The following is a 15,739-nucleotide window of genomic DNA, read 5'->3' as shown; positions in this document are numbered from 1 at the left end:
GCCGACCGCCAGCGCGTGCTGGGCGCACTGGCTTATTTCGCCGACCCCAATGACATCATCCCCGACAATGTTGCGGTGCTGGGCTTCCTTGACGATGCGGTGATGATCGAATTGTCGGTGCGTGAGCTGGCCCACGAACTCGACGCCTATGATGATTTTTGCGATTACCGTGCACGCGAAGCCAAGCAGCGCGGCGTTGATCCGGCCAGCTTAGGTCGTACCGATTGGCTGGATGGCCGCCGCGAGGAGCTGGTCGAGCGTATGCACGTGCGCCGCGAGCGTGAAGCCGGTTTTGGCTATGGCCGCAGCAGCGGTTACGGCGGCCGCGGCAATGACTCCTATGTCCGTAGCTGGCGTCCCAGCGCGTTCCGGGTCGGCTGAGCCACACATTGTCCAGTGTCGCCACGCAATGGCCGGAAGGCGTCACCCTAGACCTTCTGAATGCCCGCTCCGCCAACACCATGATGGCGGCGCTGGGCATTGTCTTCACCGAATTAGGCGATGGCTATCTGCGCGCCAGCATGCCGGTGGACGCGCGCACCCATCAGCCTTATGGCTTGTTGCACGGTGGTGCATCGGTGGCACTCGCAGAAACCCTAGGCAGCAGCGCCGGCATGTTACTGGCTGGCGGCAATGCGGTGGTGGGCCTGGAAATCAACGCCAATCACCTGCGCGCGGTGCGCAACGGCAGCGTGATCGGGACTGCGCGACCCATCCACATTGGTCGCAGCACGCAGGTGTGGGAAATTCGCATCGAAGACCAAGATGGCCTGCCGGTGTGCATCAGCCGAATTACCTTGGCGGTGTTGCCGCAGCCACCCGCAGCTGGCGGATAATACTGCCCGTGGTTCCCGCCGCCGCTTTGAACGCCATTTCCCGCATGACCAACCACCTCTCTACCAACGCACGCCTATGGCGCGTGCTGCGCTATGGCTTGCGCAGCCCCTTGCTGCTTTGGCATGCGCTGATCGATCTGCCCATTGTGCTGGTACTGATTGCCTTGGGCGGTGGCGGCTGGCTGTCACACACAGCGGTGCGCTGGTACGCACGCAGCTTGCTGTGGATCTTTGGCATGCGTTTGCACCGCGAAGGCACACCCCTAGCAGGTGGCACGTTGTTCGTGGCCAATCACGTCAGCTGGATCGACATCATGGTGCTGCATTCGCAACACATGATGGGTTTCATTGCCAAATCCGAAATTCGCAGTTGGCCACTGATTGGCTGGGTGGTGGCGCAAGCAGAAACAATTTTCCTGCAACGCGGCAATGGCGATTCGCTAGGATTGGTGATGGCCGAAATGGCGCAGCGCCTACGCGCCGGCCGTGCCGTCGCCGCGTTCCCGGAAGGTGGCACGCGTGATGGCCACACACTGGGGCCGTTCCACGCGCGCATTTTCACCGCGGCGGTAGACGCCACTGCGCCGGTGCAACCAGTTGCCCTGTGCTACGGCGTGCGGTGCAGTGCGCAAGCCATCGTCGCATTTGCTCCGCGTGAGCATTTTGTCGGCAACTTGCTGCGCCTGCTGGGAGAGCCGGTGCGCCCGGTGCGGGTGTGCTTTCTGCCCCCCATCCTGCCCGCCAATCACAGCGGCCGGCGCGGAATGGCGCAGTTGGCACGCGAACAGATCGCACAGGCGATGGCGCAAGCCTGAGTCCCGGTGAGCCTGACCCCCTCCCCTTACGTCTGCCCGCGCTGGCTGCGCAATCCGCATGCGCAGTCGCTGCTGGCATCCAGTCCACTGCGCAGCGCGCGCGGCCGAGTGCGCCTGCGCCAGGCCCGCGCCCAACATCGGCCCATGTTGCTGACATTGCGCAGCAACGTGCGCCTGCAAGGCATTGCCAGCCTGCCCATGCACACCACGCCACGCGCACTGGTTTTACTGTTGCATGGCTGGGAAGGCAGCGCCGAGTCCAGTTATATGCGCCTGACCGCCGCACGTTTGCTTCACGCAGGCTGCGCGGTGTTTCGGCTGAATTTCCGCGACCATGGTGGCAGCCACCACCTCAACCAAGGCTTGTTCCACTCCAACCGCATCGACGAAGTGGTGGATGCCGCCGGCGTCATCGCCCAGCAATGGCCAGACTTGCCGCTGCTGGCGGCGGGCTATTCGCTGGGCGGTAATTTCGCGCTGCGGCTGGCCCTGCGTGCGCCCGCCGCCGGCCTGCCGCTGCGCCATGTGGCAGCGGTGTGCCCGCTGCTGGACCCTGCCGGGGCGATGGAGCAAATGGAAACCGGCCCGGCAATATATCTGCACTATTTCGAGCGCAAATGGCGGCAGTCGCTGGCACGCAAGCGTGCGCTGTTTCCGCAGGCGCACCGTTTTGGCAACGATGTCCTGCAATTGCCGATGCGTGCACTGACCGACTGGATGGTGCGCAACAACACCGACTTTGCGGATTTGGAGGCGTATTTCGATGGCTATTCGATCGCCTGCGGGCGCTTGCAAGACTTGCAGTTGCCCGCCGATGTGTTGATGGCCGCCGATGACCCGGTGATCCCGCTGGCCGAATTTCATCGCATCGCCGCCTATTCGCAGGTGACACTTGAACTGGCCAACCATGGCGGCCATTGTGGCTTTATCGAAAGCGCATCCCTCGATGGTTATGCCGAACGCTGGGTGGCACAAACATTGTTGGCCGCCTTGGCTTGATGCCCGCAACAACCACGCCCACACTGCACGCATCGTCCACACGGAGACGCGCATGCACATCCACAGCAACAGTTTTGAACACCGGCATACACTCGCCGCCGAATTCGCCCTAGGTGCCGAACACGGCAATGGGTTTGGCGGCAACTGCAACCCGCATCTGGCGTGGGGTGACGTGCCGGCGGGCACGCAATCGTTTGCCTTGTTGTGCACCGACACCGATGCGCCCACCGATGGCGCGCTGGTGGCCAATGCGGCAACGCCGATTCCGGTGGCGCATCCACGCGGAGATTTTGTGCATTGGGTGGTGGCCAATATTCCTGCAGATGTGCGCGAAATCGCGGCGGGCAGTTGCAGCCACGGCCTGACCGCCAAGGGCAAACCACAGGGTCATGATGCCGGCGGCCTCACCGGCTTGAACGATTACACCGGCTGGTTTGCCGGCGATGCGGCGATGGCTGGGCAGTATTTTGGCTACGACGGCCCGTATCCACCGCCACACGATCTGCGCACGCATCGGTATTTTTTCCGCGTGTTTGCGCTGGATGTGGCCACACTGCCGTTGCCAGCGGCATTTACCGCCGGCGATTTACTACGTGCGATGCACGGGCATGTGCTGGCAGAGGCCGCGATCTACGGCACGTATAGTTTGCACGTTTGATGGAATAAGCCACGGTGTCGGCCAACGCCGGCACCGTGCGTGGTCACAGAATGTAGCGGCTCAAATCCGGGTCTTGCGCCAGCTCGCCTAAATGCGCGTCTACATACGCACGGTCGATGGTGACGCTGCCGCCCTTGTCGGGGGCTTCAAAACTCAAGGTTTCCAACAGGCGTTCCAGCACCGTGTGCAAGCGGCGCGCGCCGATGTTTTCTTGGCGCTCGTTTACATGTGCGGCGATCTCGGCCAGCCGTGCAACCGCCTCGTCGGCAAAAGTGAGTTGCACGCCTTCGGTGCCCATCAACTCCACATATTGCTTGGTTAGGGCGGCCTTGGGCTCGGTCAGGATGCGCACAAAATCGTCTTTGCCCAACGCGCCCAGTTCCACCCGAATCGGGAAGCGGCCTTGCATCTCTGGGATCAAATCCGAGGGCTTGGCCAAGTGGAATGCGCCGCTGGCAATAAACAAGATATGGTCGGTTCGCACCGCGCCGTATTTGGTGCTCACGGTGCTGCCTTCCACCAGCGGCAACAAGTCGCGCTGCACACCTTCGCGGGAGACATCCGCGCCGTAGCCTTCACTGCGCTTGGCCACTTTGTCGATCTCGTCGATAAACACGATGCCGTGCTGCTCGCAGGCATCGATCGCGGCCTCGCGCACCTCGTCTTCGTTGATCAATTTGCCCGCTTCTTCTTCAATCAACATCGGCCGTGCGGCCTTGATGGTCAAGGCTTTTTTGTGGGTTTTGCTGCCTGCTACTTGGCCAAACATCTGTCGCAATTGCTGGCCCATCTCTTCCATGCCCGGCGGGGTCATGATGTCCACGCCGATATTCATGGCGATGTCGAACTCCACCTCACGCGCGTCCAATTCACCGGCGCGCAATTGCTTGCGCAGTTTTTGCCGGGTCGCGGACTCCTGCGAGGAAGGTTCGGCACCGATATCAATGGTGGTGGTATTGGCCGCATTGAAGCCAAACCCCGGCGCGCCTTCGCGCTTGGGCAACAGGGCATCCAAGATGCGCTCTTCAGCGCGTTCTTCGGCCTGGGTGCGCACCTTGCTGCGTGCCTGCGCGCGGTACAACTTCACCGCGGTATCGGCCAGGTCACGGATGATCTGTTCCACATCCTTGCCCACATAGCCCACCTCAGTGAAGCGGGTGGCTTCCACTTTCACAAACGGGGCATTGGCCAGTGTGGCCAGCCGCCGCGCGATTTCGGTTTTGCCCACGCCGGTGGGGCCGATCATCAAAATATTTTTCGGCATCACTTCATTGCGCAGCTCGGGGGCTAACTGTGCACGCCGCCAGCGGTTGCGCAAGGCAATCGCCACCGCGCGCTTGGCGGCATGTTGCCCAATGATGTGGCGGTCGAGTTCGGCCACGATTTCACGCGGGGTCATGGAGGAGGAATCGGTGTCGATTTTGTGCATGTCTCTTGCTCGTCATCCCCGTGAAGGCGGGGATCCAGTTTTAGATATCGGCAAACGCTGGATTCCCGCCTTCGCGGAAATGACAGCTTTAAAGGGTTTCCACCACGATGTTTTGGTTGGTGTAAATGCAAATATCGCCGGCAATTTTCAGTGCTTCGGTGGCGATGGCTTGGGCGTCCAGTGCGGTGTGCGCGAGCAACGCACGCGCGGCAGAGAGTGCATACATGCCGCCGGAGCCAATCGCGATCAGGCCATCTTCCGGCTCAATCACATCGCCGGTGCCGCTGATGATCAGCGAGGTGTCCGCATCGGCCACCGCCAGCAAGGCTTCCAACTTGCCGAAGCGGCGCTCGGTGCGCCAATCTTTGGCCATCTCGACGGCGGCGCGGGTCAGCTGGCCGTGCTTTTCCAGCTTGGCTTCAAACAACTCAAACAAGGTAAACGCATCGGCGGCGGCACCGGCAAACCCGGCCAACACGCGGCCATCTTTGCCCAAGCGGCGCACTTTGCGCGCGTTGGCTTTCATCACCGTGTGGCCTAAGGTCACTTGCCCGTCACCGGCAATCACCACCTGGCCGTTGCGGCGCACCGAAACAATCGTGGTGGCATGAAACACCGTGGGGTTTTGGCTGGGATCCATCGTTTTCTCCGTTGAACGGACAATGTGGGGGCGGTGGCCCCGGCTTCAAGCATCCCAATTGCGTCAGAATTCAACGATGACCCCGCCCTTGATCAGCATTGCCGTCCCCATCTACAACACCGCGCACTACTTGCCGGCGGCGTTGGATAGCTTGCTGGCGCAGGACTACCCGCATTGGGAAGCCCTGCTGTGGGACGACGGCAGCGCCGACGGCAGTGCGCAACTCGCCGCCGCCTATGCCGCGCGGGATTCGCGTTTTCGCTTGCTGGGTGATGGCCGCAACCACGGCAATCCCGCCGCATTGGCGCAGACACTGGCGCAGGCGCGGGGCGCATTCGTGGGTGTGCTCGATTCCGATGATCTGCTGGAGCCAATGGCGCTAGCGGCCATGCTGGCCTTCATGCAAGCACAACCGCAGTTGGGGATGGCGTATTCGCAATATGTCGAAATCGACGAAGCCGGCGCACTACTAGGCCCGGGGCGGCGTTTTGCCACGCCGTATTCGGCCCATAAGCTGCTGGTGGAATTTATGACCTATCACTTTCGCCTGATCCGCAGCGAAGCCTATCGCGCAGCCGGTGGCGTGGACGCCAGTATCGACGAATCGGCCGATTACGATTTGTGCCTGCGCTTGTCGGAAACCTGCGCCATCGGCTATCTGCCGCAACCGCTGTATCGCTATCGCATCCGCCAAGGTTCGGTGTCGGTGAGCCAGCGATTGCGGCAAGTGCGCAGCTCGTTTGCGGCCGTTGAGCGCGCCTTGCAGCGGCGCGGCATGGCCGGCAGCCACAGCCTGTCCTTGGGCATTCGCGCGCGGCATGTGCTGAAACCCAAACCGCAATCACCGCTGGTGCCATCGGCATGAGTGCTTGCGATACCAATGCAACGATTTGTGTGCTGGTGCCGGTGCAAGGCGATGGCGCATTTCTGGCGCAGACGCTGACCAGTTTGCAGGCGCAGACCTTCCCGCATTGGCAGGCCCAGTTATGCCCCAGCAACGCCACCGCCGCAGCGCGCGCGCGGGTATTGGCCGCTGATTGGCCGCAGCTGCACGTCAACGCGGTGTGCGTCGATACGATCACCGCCATCACCGCATTGGCCGATGCGGCCAACGCCAGCCCCTGCGAATGGCTATGCGTGCTGGATGGCGCGGATACGCTGGCCCCCACCGCATTGGCCACCTTGCATGCGGCACTGCTGGCCCAGCCCGATGCCGGCATGGCCTATAGCCGGCATGTGTTGATCGACGCACAGGGCCGCGTGCTGGGGCCGGGGCCGCTGTGCGAGCTGCCGTATTCGCCCGATGCGCTGCTTTTGGATTGCATGACCGGACCGCTGCGCTTGCTGCGCCACGCTGCGTATCGCGCTGCTGGCGGTTATCGCAATGACTATCCCGATGCCGCCGATTACGACCTGTGTCTGCGCCTATCGGAAACCACCCACGTCGTGCATGTGCCGCAGCCGCTGTATCAACGTCGCATCCACCCGCAGGCCGCAGAAGTGGCACGCTGGGGTGAACAAATCGAAGATCGTTATCGCGCGTTTGTCGCCGCCGTGCAACGGCGCGGATTGGATGCGCAGTACGACACCGCACTGGAAATCGACAGTTGGCATGTGCTGCAAGCACGCCGCCCGTTTGGCGGGATTCGCGGGCTGCCGTAACCGCGCGTCACCGTTTGCGCCTGGCGCGTGGATGCGCGGCGTCATACACCTTGGCAAGGTGTTGAAAGTCGAGGTGGGTATAGATCTGGGTGGTGGAAATATCCGCATGCCCCAGCAGTTCTTGCACGCCGCGCAGATCGCCCGAGGACTCCAGCACATGGCTGGCAAAACTGTGCCGCAACAAATGGGGATGAATGCGCTTGAGCACGCCTTGGCGGCTGGCTAATTGCTTGATGCGCAGTTGAATGGCGCGCGCCGAAATTTGCTTGCCGGCGCGGCCTGGAAACACGAAGGCGGTTTGCGCTGCATGCGCGGTTTGCTGCCAGTCGCGTAGCGCCGCACGTGCATGCGAACCCACCGGCACGATGCGCTGCTTGCTGCCCTTGCCCAACACGGTCACCAGGCCCTGTGCAATATCCAGATCTTGCCAACGCAGGCCACACACTTCCGACAACCGCAGGCCCGAGGAGTAAAACAATTCCAACAGCGCGCGGTCGCGCAGGCCCAGCGGTGCATCGGTGGGCAACGCGACCAATTGCACCGCTTCGTCCACATCCAGAACCTGCGGTAAATTGCGCGCCGCTTTGGGTGCGCGCACCCCCGCGCAGGGGTCGCTGTGGATATGGCCGTGTTTGAGCTGCCAACGGTACAGACTGCGGCAGGCCGACAATCGGCGCTGCAAGGTTTTGGCCGACAGCTTGCGACGATGTTCGCTGGCGATGAACGCACGCAAGTCATCACCGCACAACGTCAGCAGGTCGCGGTCACCCGCCCACTGCGACAAGGCCGCCAAGTCGCGGCGATAGGCATCCAGCGTGTGCGCAGAGGCTTGCCGCTCAACCGCCAAATGGGTCAGGAAGTCCGCGACCGGGTGGGCCGTGCTCATCTCATGCGTGCGGGAAGCGCGCCAACGCCGCCGCCAAGGCTTCGCCCATCATCCGCAAAAACAAGGTGCCCATGCCAGGGAAGAACCGGTTGCCATCACGGCTGCCCACCGCCACCAGCCCAACCCCCGGCAGCACCAGCAACGCGGTGCTTTGCACGTCTTCGGCACGCACGCCATACAGCAGGGCGTTTTTGTCTGGATGCAGGCGGCCGCAGATCGGCTCGTTGTTACCCAGAATGTCGCGGAAGGTGGCCAGTCGCGGGCTATCGGCGGCGATCACTTGCAGCCAGTCGGCCGCTTCCAAACTTTCGATGGCGTGAAAGACCACCACGCGCACCAAATCGCCATGAAAATCTTCAGCCAATGCCGCCGCCATCGCACGCAGGGTGTCGGCGGCGCTGGCTTGCTTCATCAAGGCCAAGGTCAATTGATGCGCGCGCACCGCCAGCCGCTCGTTGTCTTGCGCGGTGGCAAACAACTCATGCAGGCGTTGGGTTAACTCGCGATTTTTTTCGCGCAAAATTTCCAATTGATAACTGGCCAGCGATGCAGTGGCACCACTCTCACGCGGCACCACCAGACTTTGCGCCAAATCCGGAAATTGCTGCAAAAAATGAGGATGCCGACGCAGCCAAGCAGCGACGTCATGCCCGCCGAGTTTTTCGGTGGTCTCGTTGAAATCCATCGTCACAACCACTCTCCTTCAAACACGAATGTGGCAGGCCCAGCCATCAACACGGTGCCTGTTGCGGTGTTATTGCGAATGCGCAAACTGCCGCCGGGTAGGTCCACTTGCACGTCGGCATCGTGCAGCACGCGTCCGCGCCGTGCCAACACCGCCACCGCCGCACAGGCACCGCTGCCGCAAGCCAAGGTTTCACCCACACCGCGCTCGAACACGCGCAGGCGAATGTGATCCGGAGCGAGCACTTGCGCAAAGCCGACATTGGCCGAATTGGGAAACGCCGCACTGGCCTGCACCGCCGGGCCGATTCGCAGTACTGCGGCAGTGGCCACGTCGTCCACCTCGATGACCGCATGCGGGTTGCCCATCGACACCGCACCCACGTGCAATGTTTCGCCATCAAGATCCAGCGCGTAGCTGCCGCCTTCCACAAACCCCAGCAACGGGATGTCCGCAGGCGCAAAGCGCGGCGCGCCCATGTCGATGACATAGCCGCCGTGGCCATCGTGTTGCACAGCATGACGGCCGGCGGGGCTTTCAATCACAAACCCGGCTTGCGCCGGTGCGGCACCAGCACGCACCAGCCACGCCGCAACACAACGTGCGCCGTTACCACATTGGCCCGAGGCCGAGCCATCGGCATTCCAGATGCGATAACGCGCCACCACATCGGCATCGGTGGCCAATTCGATGGTCAAAATCTGATCGCAACCAACGCCAAAACGGCGATGCGCCAATTGCGCGCACAGCGCCGGCGTGGGTGGCGATGCACCATCGCGCAAATCCAGCATCACAAAATCATTGCCGGCACCGTGCATCTTGGAAAACTGCATCGCCGGTGCGCTCATTCTTGTGAGGTTTGTGCGCCGGGCGTGGGAGTGGCGGGATGGGTGCCAGACGTTGCTGCCGGCACGGGCGCGTCGGCGGGTTTTTTATCGGGTAAGACCAAGGGGCCTTTGTTGCCGCAGGCAGCCAAGGAGCTCAGTAACAGGGCGAGGAAAACGATGCGCTTGATCATCGCCGCAGTGTACCCGCGCCTTGGGCGACTGTCGCGCGTCCTTTGGTGGTACGGCGCACGGCCCTCTCCCGCCCTGCGGGCACCCTCTCCCGCAAGCGGGAGCGGGAACAAGCAAGGGCGTTTGTTTACTGCGGTACACCGAGTTGCTCCAGCATGAAGGCATACATTTCCGCTTGCTCACGGTAGCGGCGGAAGCGGCCGGATTTACCGCCGTGGCCGGCTTCCATATTGGTGCGAAACACGACCGGCGCGGCGGATGTGTTCAGCATGCGCAGGCGCGCCACGTATTTGGCCGGCTCCCAATATTGCACTTGCGAGTCCCACAGCCCGGTGCCCACAAACATCGCCGGATAGGCTTGCGCAGCAAGGTTATCGTAAGGTGAATAGCGCAGAATGTAATCGTAATAGATAGGGTCTTCGGGGTTGCCCCATTCGTCGTATTCGTTGGTGGTCAACGGAATGCTGGGGTCCAGCATGGTTGTCACCACATCCACAAAGGGGACTTGCGAGAGGATCACCCGATATTTTTCAGGTGCCATATTGGCAATCGCCCCCATCAGCAAGCCGCCGGCGCTGCCGCCGTGCGCAGCCACGCGGTGGGGTGCGGCATAGCCTTGCTGCACCAAAAAATCCGTCACATCAATAAAATCAGTGAAGGTGTTTTGCTTGTGCAGTAATTTGCCATCGTCATACCAAGCGCGGCCCATTTCCTGCCCACCGCGAACATGCGCAATTGCATAAGCCATGCCGCGATTTAGCAGGCTGATCACCGCCACCGAAAACCCCGGATCCATCGACAAACCATAACTGCCGTAAGCGTATTGCAACAACGCGGCGGTGCCGTTTTTTTCAAACCCCTTTTTATAGACGATGGACACGGGAACTTGGCTACCATCGCGCGCAGTGGCCCATCGGCGTTCGGTGACATAGTGCGCGGGGTCATAGCCGCCAAGCACCGGCTGGCGCTTGAGCAAACGGCGCTCGCCGGTCACCACGTTCAACGCGTATGTCGTGGCCGGCGTGGTCATCGATGTGTAGCTGTAGCGCAGCCATGGGCTTGCAGGTTCGCTATTGACCTCTAGCCCCATTGAATACGCCGGCTCATCGGCCGCCACGTATTGACTGCTGCCATCGGGCTTGAGGATGCGCAGGCGCTCCAAACCACCGCTGCGTTCGGCGATGGCGGTAAAACCTTCGAACAGTGCAACGTCTTCGATCAACACATCGCTACGGTGCGTCACCCGTGTGTGCCAATGCGTGCGCTCGGTGGCGTCATCGTTGGCGGTGACCACTTTGAAGTTCTGCGCACCATCAGCATTGGTGCGGATTACCCAACGCCCGCCAAAATGATCGGCGTCGTACTCCACATCGCGCGCACGCGCCGCCAGCACTTTGAAGTCACGCGGGTCACGGGCCGACGCATAACGCAACTCATCGGACACCGTGCTGCTTAAACGAATGAGGATGAAGTTGTCATCACGGCTGCGTTCGATCCCCATGTAGAAACTATCATCGGTTTCCTCGTAGACCACCGGGTCGTCTTTGGGGTCGGTGCCGATGACGTGCTTTTTGACCCGCACGGTGAGCAAGGTCTCGGCGTCGTTTTCGATGTAAAACAGGGTCTTGTTATCGTCGGCCCAGACCAAGTCGGAAGACGCACCTTCGATGGTTTCAGAAAACGTGCGGGTGCCGTCCATAGCGCGAAAACGAAGGGTGTATTGGCGGCGGCCATTGCTGTCATCGGCGTAGGCCAACACCGCGTTGTCCTGGCTGACCGCGTACGCGCCAACGCTGTAATAGTCTTTGCCGGCGGCCAGTGCGTTGACATCCAGCAGGATATCTTCGCCGACAAAATCGGCGGCCGCATTGGCCGCAAGAATGGATGCCGCATCCACGCCCGGGGCGTCTTTGCGGCGTGCATGGATGGGGTAGTCTTTGCCGGTTTCAAAACGCGCGTAGTACCAATAGCCGCGCTCGCGGAACGGCACGCTGGCATCGTCTTGCTGGATGCGCGCCACGGTCTCGTCATACAGCGCATCTTGCACGTCTTTGCTGTTGGCCAAGAGCACGTCGGCGTAGGTGTTTTCGGCATGCAGATAGGCCAACACGTCGACGGCGGCACGCGCATCATCGCGCAGCCAGTAATACGGGTCTTGCCGCTGCGCACCGTGCGGTGCGGTGACGGTGTGCGGGTGCCGGGCAGCGCGGGGTGGGATGGGAAGCGTCATCGTCAGCGCATCACTTGGTCAATTGCTGCCACAGGAAGGTGTACGCCAACGCACTCATGTGCGCGGCCTGCGCGTTGTTGGCCGCACCACCATGCCCGCCCTCGATGTTCTCGTAATAGCGCACGTTTTTGCCGGCCGCTTCCATCTTTGCCATCAGCTTGCGTGCGTGTGCCGGATGCACGCGGTCATCTTTGGTGGAGGTGGTGAACAAGGTCGGCGGGTAGTCTTTCTTCGCATCAAACAGGTGATACGGCGAGAAGGTTTGGATGAAATCCCAATCGCTGGTGTCGGGGTTGCCGTATTCGGCCATCCACGAGGCGCCGGCCAAGAGATGGTTGTAGCGCTTCATGTCCAGCAACGGTACCTGCACCACAATCGCGCCGAATTTTTCCGGATATTGGGTCAGCATATTGCCCATCAACAAACCGCCATTGCTGCCACCCATGGCGCCCAGATGCTGCGGCGAGGTGATCTTGCGTGCCACCAGGTCATCGGCAATTGCCGCAAAATCTTCATAGGCTTTGTGGCGGCTGGCTTTGAGTGCGGCTTGATGCCAACGCGGGCCGTATTCGCCACCGCCGCGGATATTGGCCAGAACATACACGCCGCCTTTTTCCAACCAACCCTTGCCAATCGCGCCGGAGTAACTGGGGGTCAGCGAGATTTCAAAGCCACCGTAGCCGTACAACAACGTCGGTGTTTTGCCGTCGTATTTCAACGTCTTCGGGCGCACCAAAAAATACGGCACTTGGGTGCCATCTTTCGAGGTGGCAAAGTGCTGCTCGATCACATCCTTGCTGCCATCAAAAAACACCGGGTTGGATTTCAACACTTCGGGTGTTTGCCCCACATCGGCCAGCGACAAGGTGGTGGGCGACAAAAAGTCGGTGCTGGTCAACCACACCGCATTGCTGTCATCGGCATCCACCGCTGCCACACCCACGGTGCCGATGGTGGGCGCACCCACAAAGGTGGTCTTCGCCCAACCATCCTTGCCCGGCGTGAGCACCGACAGCTGATTTTTCACGTCCTCCATCACATTCAAAATCAGATGATCCCGAGTCCAGGTGTACCCAGCCAGCGCGGCGTGGTCGGTGGGTGTAAACAACGCGGTGAAATCACGCTTGCCGGCCATGAATGCATCAAAATTGATAACGATCAGCGCACCCGCCGCATAAGTTTGGCCGCCGGCGCTGTAGGGTTCGCGCAGCTCCAACAACAACCATTCTTTATGCACGCCTTTTTGCGCCGAGTTGGGCGCATCGATCTTGGTCAGCTGCCCGTCTTTGCCGCGCAGGTACAGCTCATCGTTGTAGAAGGCCAAGGTGCGGCTGACAAAATCGCGCGCAAACCCGGGGGTGTCGTCGTGCATCGCCGAGATGTACATGTCATCGGGCTTGCCGGCGTACACGGTCTTGGCCGATGCCAGCGGGGTGCCGCGCGTCCATGTTTTGACGATGCGCGGATAGCCCGAACTGGTCAGCGAATCCTTGCCAAAATCGGTGAACACATAGACGGTGTTGTCATCAATCCAGCCCAGCCCGCCCTTGGCTTCTGGGCGATAAAAGCCATCGGCCACAAACTGCTTGGTGCTTAAATCAAATTCGCGGGTGACATCGGCATCGGAGCCGCCCGGCGAGAGCGCAATCAAGCAACGCTGGTACTTGGGCCGCAGGCAATTGGCACCGTGCCAAACCCACTTCGCGCCTTCTTGCTGGTTCAGCGCATCCAGATCCAGCACGGTTTCCCACGCCGGTTCGGGCTTGCGGTATTCGGCCAGTGTGGTGCGCCGCCACAGGCCGCGCTGGTGCTGGGCGTCTTTCCAGAAGTTGTAGTAGTAATCGCCAATCTTTTCCACGCCCGGAATCTTGGCGGTGGAATCCAAGCTGGCGCGGATTTGCGCTTCCAGTGTTTTGAACTGCACGCTGCCGGCGATTTCTGCTTCGGCCTTGGCGTTGCGCGCCTTCACCCAGTCCAGCGATTTTGCGCCGTTGACATCCTCCAACCATGCATACGGGTCGTCCTGTGGCGGGGTTTGTGCGGCGGCGCTACCGGCAAGGGCAAGACCGGCCGCCACACTCACGATATGACAGGCATTGGACAACTGCGACATGGCACGCTCCATCGGCGTTTGGAAACCCATGACGCTACCACAGCGTGACAGAGATCGGCCTGTGCGCATGCGCCACGCAAGACGCCATGCCAACCAACTATCCACCCAAGGGACTACCCATCGAGCGGACTGCGCACCCCACGCCCACCGCGATTGAGTACATGCGTGTAGATCTGCGTCGTGGCGACATCTTTATGGCCCAGCAATTCTTGGATTGTGCGAATGTCGTAGCCCGCTTCCAATAAATGCGTCGCAAATGAATGGCGCAGCGTGTGACAGGTCACAAGCTTGTCGATACCCGCCTTTTTGCGCGCGGCCTGCACTGCACGCTGCAACACCGCTTCATCCACATGATGCCGGCGCACGACCCCACTGCGAGGATCTTTGGAAATTCTCGCCGCAGGAAACACATAGTGCCAAGCCAAGTCCAAGCCCGCGTTGGGATACTTCCGTTCCAATGCCTGCGGCAGCCACACGCCCGGCACCCCAGCCGCACGATCCTGCGCATGCAACACCCGCACCCGACACAGCGCCTGCTGTAATGCCCCGCGCAAGCGCTGCGGCAGCGGAACCCGTCGATCCTTATTCCCCTTGCCTGCACGCACCGTAATTTCATTGCGATCAAAATCCACGTCTTTGACGCGCAGGCGCAAGCATTCCAGCAGTCGCAAACCAGAGCCGTACAACAGCGAAGCCATCAGCCAAACCTGACCATCCAACATCACCAACAAGCGATCCACCTCTGCCCGCGAAAGCACCACCGGCACCCGCTGCGGCCGCTTCGCCCGCACCACGTCTTCCATCCACGGAAGATCCAAGGCCAACACTTCACGATACAAAAACAGCAACGCCGCCAACGCCTGATTCTGCGTCGATGCTGCCACCTTCCCCACCGTGGCCAACCGGGTGAGAAACACCTCCACCTCCGCCTTCCCCATCGCACGAGGATGCCGCCCATCATTCGCCCGAATAAACCGCCACACCCACGCCACATACGCCTGCTCCGTACGCAAGCTGTAATGCTTCACCCGACAACGCTGGCGAATAGCCTCCAACAACCCCGGCGACTGTACAGGCTGATGCGTTACACCCTGCTTCGATACCCATATCGACAAACTGTCCATGCCACATCTCACTGTTGGCTCTTTATCGTGAGCATGTTGTCGCCAGCGCATCATGCATACCAGAGGCTAACAGCTTGTTTTAAGGTCAGTTTTTCCCGACTAGCATCACCCTTCCGCTCAGTGCATACTTGTCCACATCCCGGCTTTGGGATCAATTAGTTGTTAGGCGGCAGCACAAATTGGGGGAACCGTGACATCTCTCCAGCGAACCGTGGTTGCAATTGGCGCACTCGATCTAGTGTATGTCGCTTGGGTTGCTATGGGCATGCTCGGTGGCTCTGGCCTAGCTAGTCTTTGGCAAAGCACCGTTGCCTTCGGGCTACCGCACCCAGCATTGCAAGTCGCAGGGATCTTGGTCATATATCTCGCTATCTTCGTTTGCGGCCTTGGCCTGCTTTTCCGGCGTGCGGCGCTGGCATGGCTCAACTATGTGCTCTTTCCGTTGCGGGTTTTCTTCGTTTTGCCCACGCTTTTCCTCTTGTTCGCCGGCCTGTCCGCCAGCGGTATGACGCTCCACCCTGGCATTGCCTTCGTGTTTCTAGTGGTCACGGAAACGCTCCGTGTCACCCTTGTTCTCAGGTGGTCGCGAAGCACCTCAGCCACAATCAGGGTTGTGGGCACAGCCGCCTAAAAATTCATTCAAGCC

16 protein-coding genes are annotated in these 15,739 nt (G+C 60.9%); 7 read left to right on the top strand and 9 right to left on the bottom strand.

The features are described from left to right. The 5 genes from PK789_RS09875 to PK789_RS09855 all read left to right on the top strand — a co-directional run. Positions 1-381, top strand: a 381-nt coding sequence (locus PK789_RS09875) for a YkvA family protein (protein ID WP_324308586.1), incomplete at its 5' end; no start/stop codon positions are given. An 80-nt stretch (positions 382-461) separates the two neighbouring features. After that, entirely contained in the window at positions 462-836 is a 375-nt protein-coding gene (locus tag PK789_RS09870) for a hotdog fold thioesterase (protein WP_324308589.1), read from the top strand. Between the two features lie 44 nt (positions 837-880). After that, positions 881-1,651 carry a lysophospholipid acyltransferase family protein gene (locus tag PK789_RS09865; protein WP_324308585.1) on the top strand — a complete coding sequence of 257 codons (771 nt, stop codon included), beginning with the start codon at positions 881-883 and terminating at the stop codon, positions 1,649-1,651. Between the two features lie 12 nt (positions 1,652-1,663). Then, complete coding sequence (locus PK789_RS09860; protein ID WP_324308588.1) at positions 1,664-2,650, top strand: YheT family hydrolase; 987 nt, start codon at positions 1,664-1,666, stop codon at positions 2,648-2,650. Between the two features lie 52 nt (positions 2,651-2,702). After that, positions 2,703-3,308, top strand: coding sequence for a YbhB/YbcL family Raf kinase inhibitor-like protein (locus PK789_RS09855; protein WP_324308584.1), 606 nt, complete (start codon positions 2,703-2,705; stop codon positions 3,306-3,308). A gap of 43 nt (positions 3,309-3,351) precedes the next feature. On the opposite strand, the gene hslU is transcribed toward PK789_RS09855, so the two are convergent. Together hslU and hslV are read right to left on the bottom strand one after the other, a co-directional pair. Next, complete coding sequence (gene hslU / locus PK789_RS09850) at positions 3,352-4,737, bottom strand: ATP-dependent protease ATPase subunit HslU (RefSeq protein WP_324308583.1); 1,386 nt, start codon at positions 4,735-4,737, stop codon at positions 3,352-3,354. 88 nt (positions 4,738-4,825) lie between these two features. Beyond that, positions 4,826-5,377 (bottom strand): ATP-dependent protease subunit HslV, encoded by a 552-nt coding sequence (gene hslV, locus PK789_RS09845; protein ID WP_324308582.1) that lies wholly within the window; start codon positions 5,375-5,377, stop codon positions 4,826-4,828. 22 nt (positions 5,378-5,399) lie between these two features. Between hslV and PK789_RS09840 the strand changes: the two genes are divergently transcribed. Together PK789_RS09840 and PK789_RS09835 are read left to right on the top strand one after the other, a co-directional pair. Next, positions 5,400-6,242 (top strand): glycosyltransferase, encoded by an 843-nt coding sequence (locus tag PK789_RS09840; protein ID WP_503011938.1) that lies wholly within the window; start codon positions 5,400-5,402, stop codon positions 6,240-6,242. Next, positions 6,239-7,039 (top strand): glycosyltransferase family protein, encoded by an 801-nt coding sequence (locus PK789_RS09835; protein WP_324308580.1) that lies wholly within the window; start codon positions 6,239-6,241, stop codon positions 7,037-7,039. Before PK789_RS09840 ends, PK789_RS09835 begins: the two co-directional genes overlap by 4 nt. Positions 7,040-7,046: 7 nt before the next feature. On the opposite strand, the gene xerC is transcribed toward PK789_RS09835, so the two are convergent. From xerC to PK789_RS09800, 7 genes are all read right to left on the bottom strand, one after another. Beyond that, on the bottom strand, positions 7,047-7,925 hold the full coding sequence (gene xerC / locus PK789_RS09830) for a tyrosine recombinase XerC (RefSeq protein ID WP_324308579.1): 879 nt from the start codon (positions 7,923-7,925) through the stop codon (positions 7,047-7,049). 1 nt (position 7,926) lies between these two features. Continuing rightward, positions 7,927-8,610, bottom strand: coding sequence for a DUF484 family protein (locus PK789_RS09825; RefSeq protein ID WP_324308587.1), 684 nt, complete (start codon positions 8,608-8,610; stop codon positions 7,927-7,929). 2 nt (positions 8,611-8,612) lie between these two features. Continuing rightward, on the bottom strand, positions 8,613-9,443 hold the full coding sequence (dapF, locus tag PK789_RS09820) for a diaminopimelate epimerase (protein WP_324308578.1): 831 nt from the start codon (positions 9,441-9,443) through the stop codon (positions 8,613-8,615). 11 nt (positions 9,444-9,454) lie between these two features. Then, the gene (lptM, locus tag PK789_RS09815; RefSeq protein WP_324308577.1) at positions 9,455-9,628 is read right to left on the bottom strand and encodes an LPS translocon maturation chaperone LptM; all 174 of its coding nucleotides are present in this window, start codon (positions 9,626-9,628) and stop codon (positions 9,455-9,457) included. 125 nt (positions 9,629-9,753) lie between these two features. Further along, the gene (locus tag PK789_RS09810; protein WP_324308576.1) at positions 9,754-11,856 is read right to left on the bottom strand and encodes a S9 family peptidase; all 2,103 of its coding nucleotides are present in this window, start codon (positions 11,854-11,856) and stop codon (positions 9,754-9,756) included. A 10-nt stretch (positions 11,857-11,866) separates the two neighbouring features. Further along, the gene (locus PK789_RS09805) at positions 11,867-13,969 is read right to left on the bottom strand and encodes a prolyl oligopeptidase family serine peptidase (RefSeq protein ID WP_324308575.1); all 2,103 of its coding nucleotides are present in this window, start codon (positions 13,967-13,969) and stop codon (positions 11,867-11,869) included. Between the two features lie 113 nt (positions 13,970-14,082). Further along, entirely contained in the window at positions 14,083-15,093 is a 1,011-nt protein-coding gene (locus PK789_RS09800) for an integron integrase (RefSeq protein WP_324308574.1), read from the bottom strand. Positions 15,094-15,739: the final 646 nt, after the last annotated feature.

The sequence above is a fragment of the Thermomonas sp. genome (genome assembly GCF_035369645.1).
Taxonomy (GTDB): domain Bacteria; phylum Pseudomonadota; class Gammaproteobacteria; order Xanthomonadales; family Xanthomonadaceae; genus Thermomonas.
Note: the sequence above shows the minus strand (reverse complement) of the source record. Positions and strands in the feature narration are given on the sequence as shown.

Coding starts and splice junctions, on each gene's coding strand:
- PK789_RS09855 (WP_324308584.1), top strand. CDS start 2,703: ATGCACATCCACAGCAACAGTTTTGAACACCGGCATACACTCGCCGCC.
- PK789_RS09810 (WP_324308576.1), bottom strand. CDS start 11,856: ATGACGCTTCCCATCCCACCCCGCGCTGCCCGGCACCCGCACACCGTC.
- hslV (WP_324308582.1), bottom strand. CDS start 5,377: ATGGATCCCAGCCAAAACCCCACGGTGTTTCATGCCACCACGATTGTT.
- dapF (WP_324308578.1), bottom strand. CDS start 9,443: ATGCAGTTTTCCAAGATGCACGGTGCCGGCAATGATTTTGTGATGCTG.
- PK789_RS09825 (WP_324308587.1), bottom strand. CDS start 8,610: ATGGATTTCAACGAGACCACCGAAAAACTCGGCGGGCATGACGTCGCT.
- PK789_RS09800 (WP_324308574.1), bottom strand. CDS start 15,093: ATGGACAGTTTGTCGATATGGGTATCGAAGCAGGGTGTAACGCATCAG.
- PK789_RS09870 (WP_324308589.1), top strand. CDS start 462: ATGATGGCGGCGCTGGGCATTGTCTTCACCGAATTAGGCGATGGCTAT.
- PK789_RS09840 (WP_503011938.1), top strand. CDS start 5,400: ATGTGGGGGCGGTGGCCCCGGCTTCAAGCATCCCAATTGCGTCAGAAT.
- xerC (WP_324308579.1), bottom strand. CDS start 7,925: ATGAGCACGGCCCACCCGGTCGCGGACTTCCTGACCCATTTGGCGGTT.
- hslU (WP_324308583.1), bottom strand. CDS start 4,737: ATGCACAAAATCGACACCGATTCCTCCTCCATGACCCCGCGTGAAATC.
- PK789_RS09805 (WP_324308575.1), bottom strand. CDS start 13,969: ATGTCGCAGTTGTCCAATGCCTGTCATATCGTGAGTGTGGCGGCCGGT.
- PK789_RS09835 (WP_324308580.1), top strand. CDS start 6,239: ATGAGTGCTTGCGATACCAATGCAACGATTTGTGTGCTGGTGCCGGTG.
- lptM (WP_324308577.1), bottom strand. CDS start 9,628: ATGATCAAGCGCATCGTTTTCCTCGCCCTGTTACTGAGCTCCTTGGCT.
- PK789_RS09865 (WP_324308585.1), top strand. CDS start 881: ATGACCAACCACCTCTCTACCAACGCACGCCTATGGCGCGTGCTGCGC.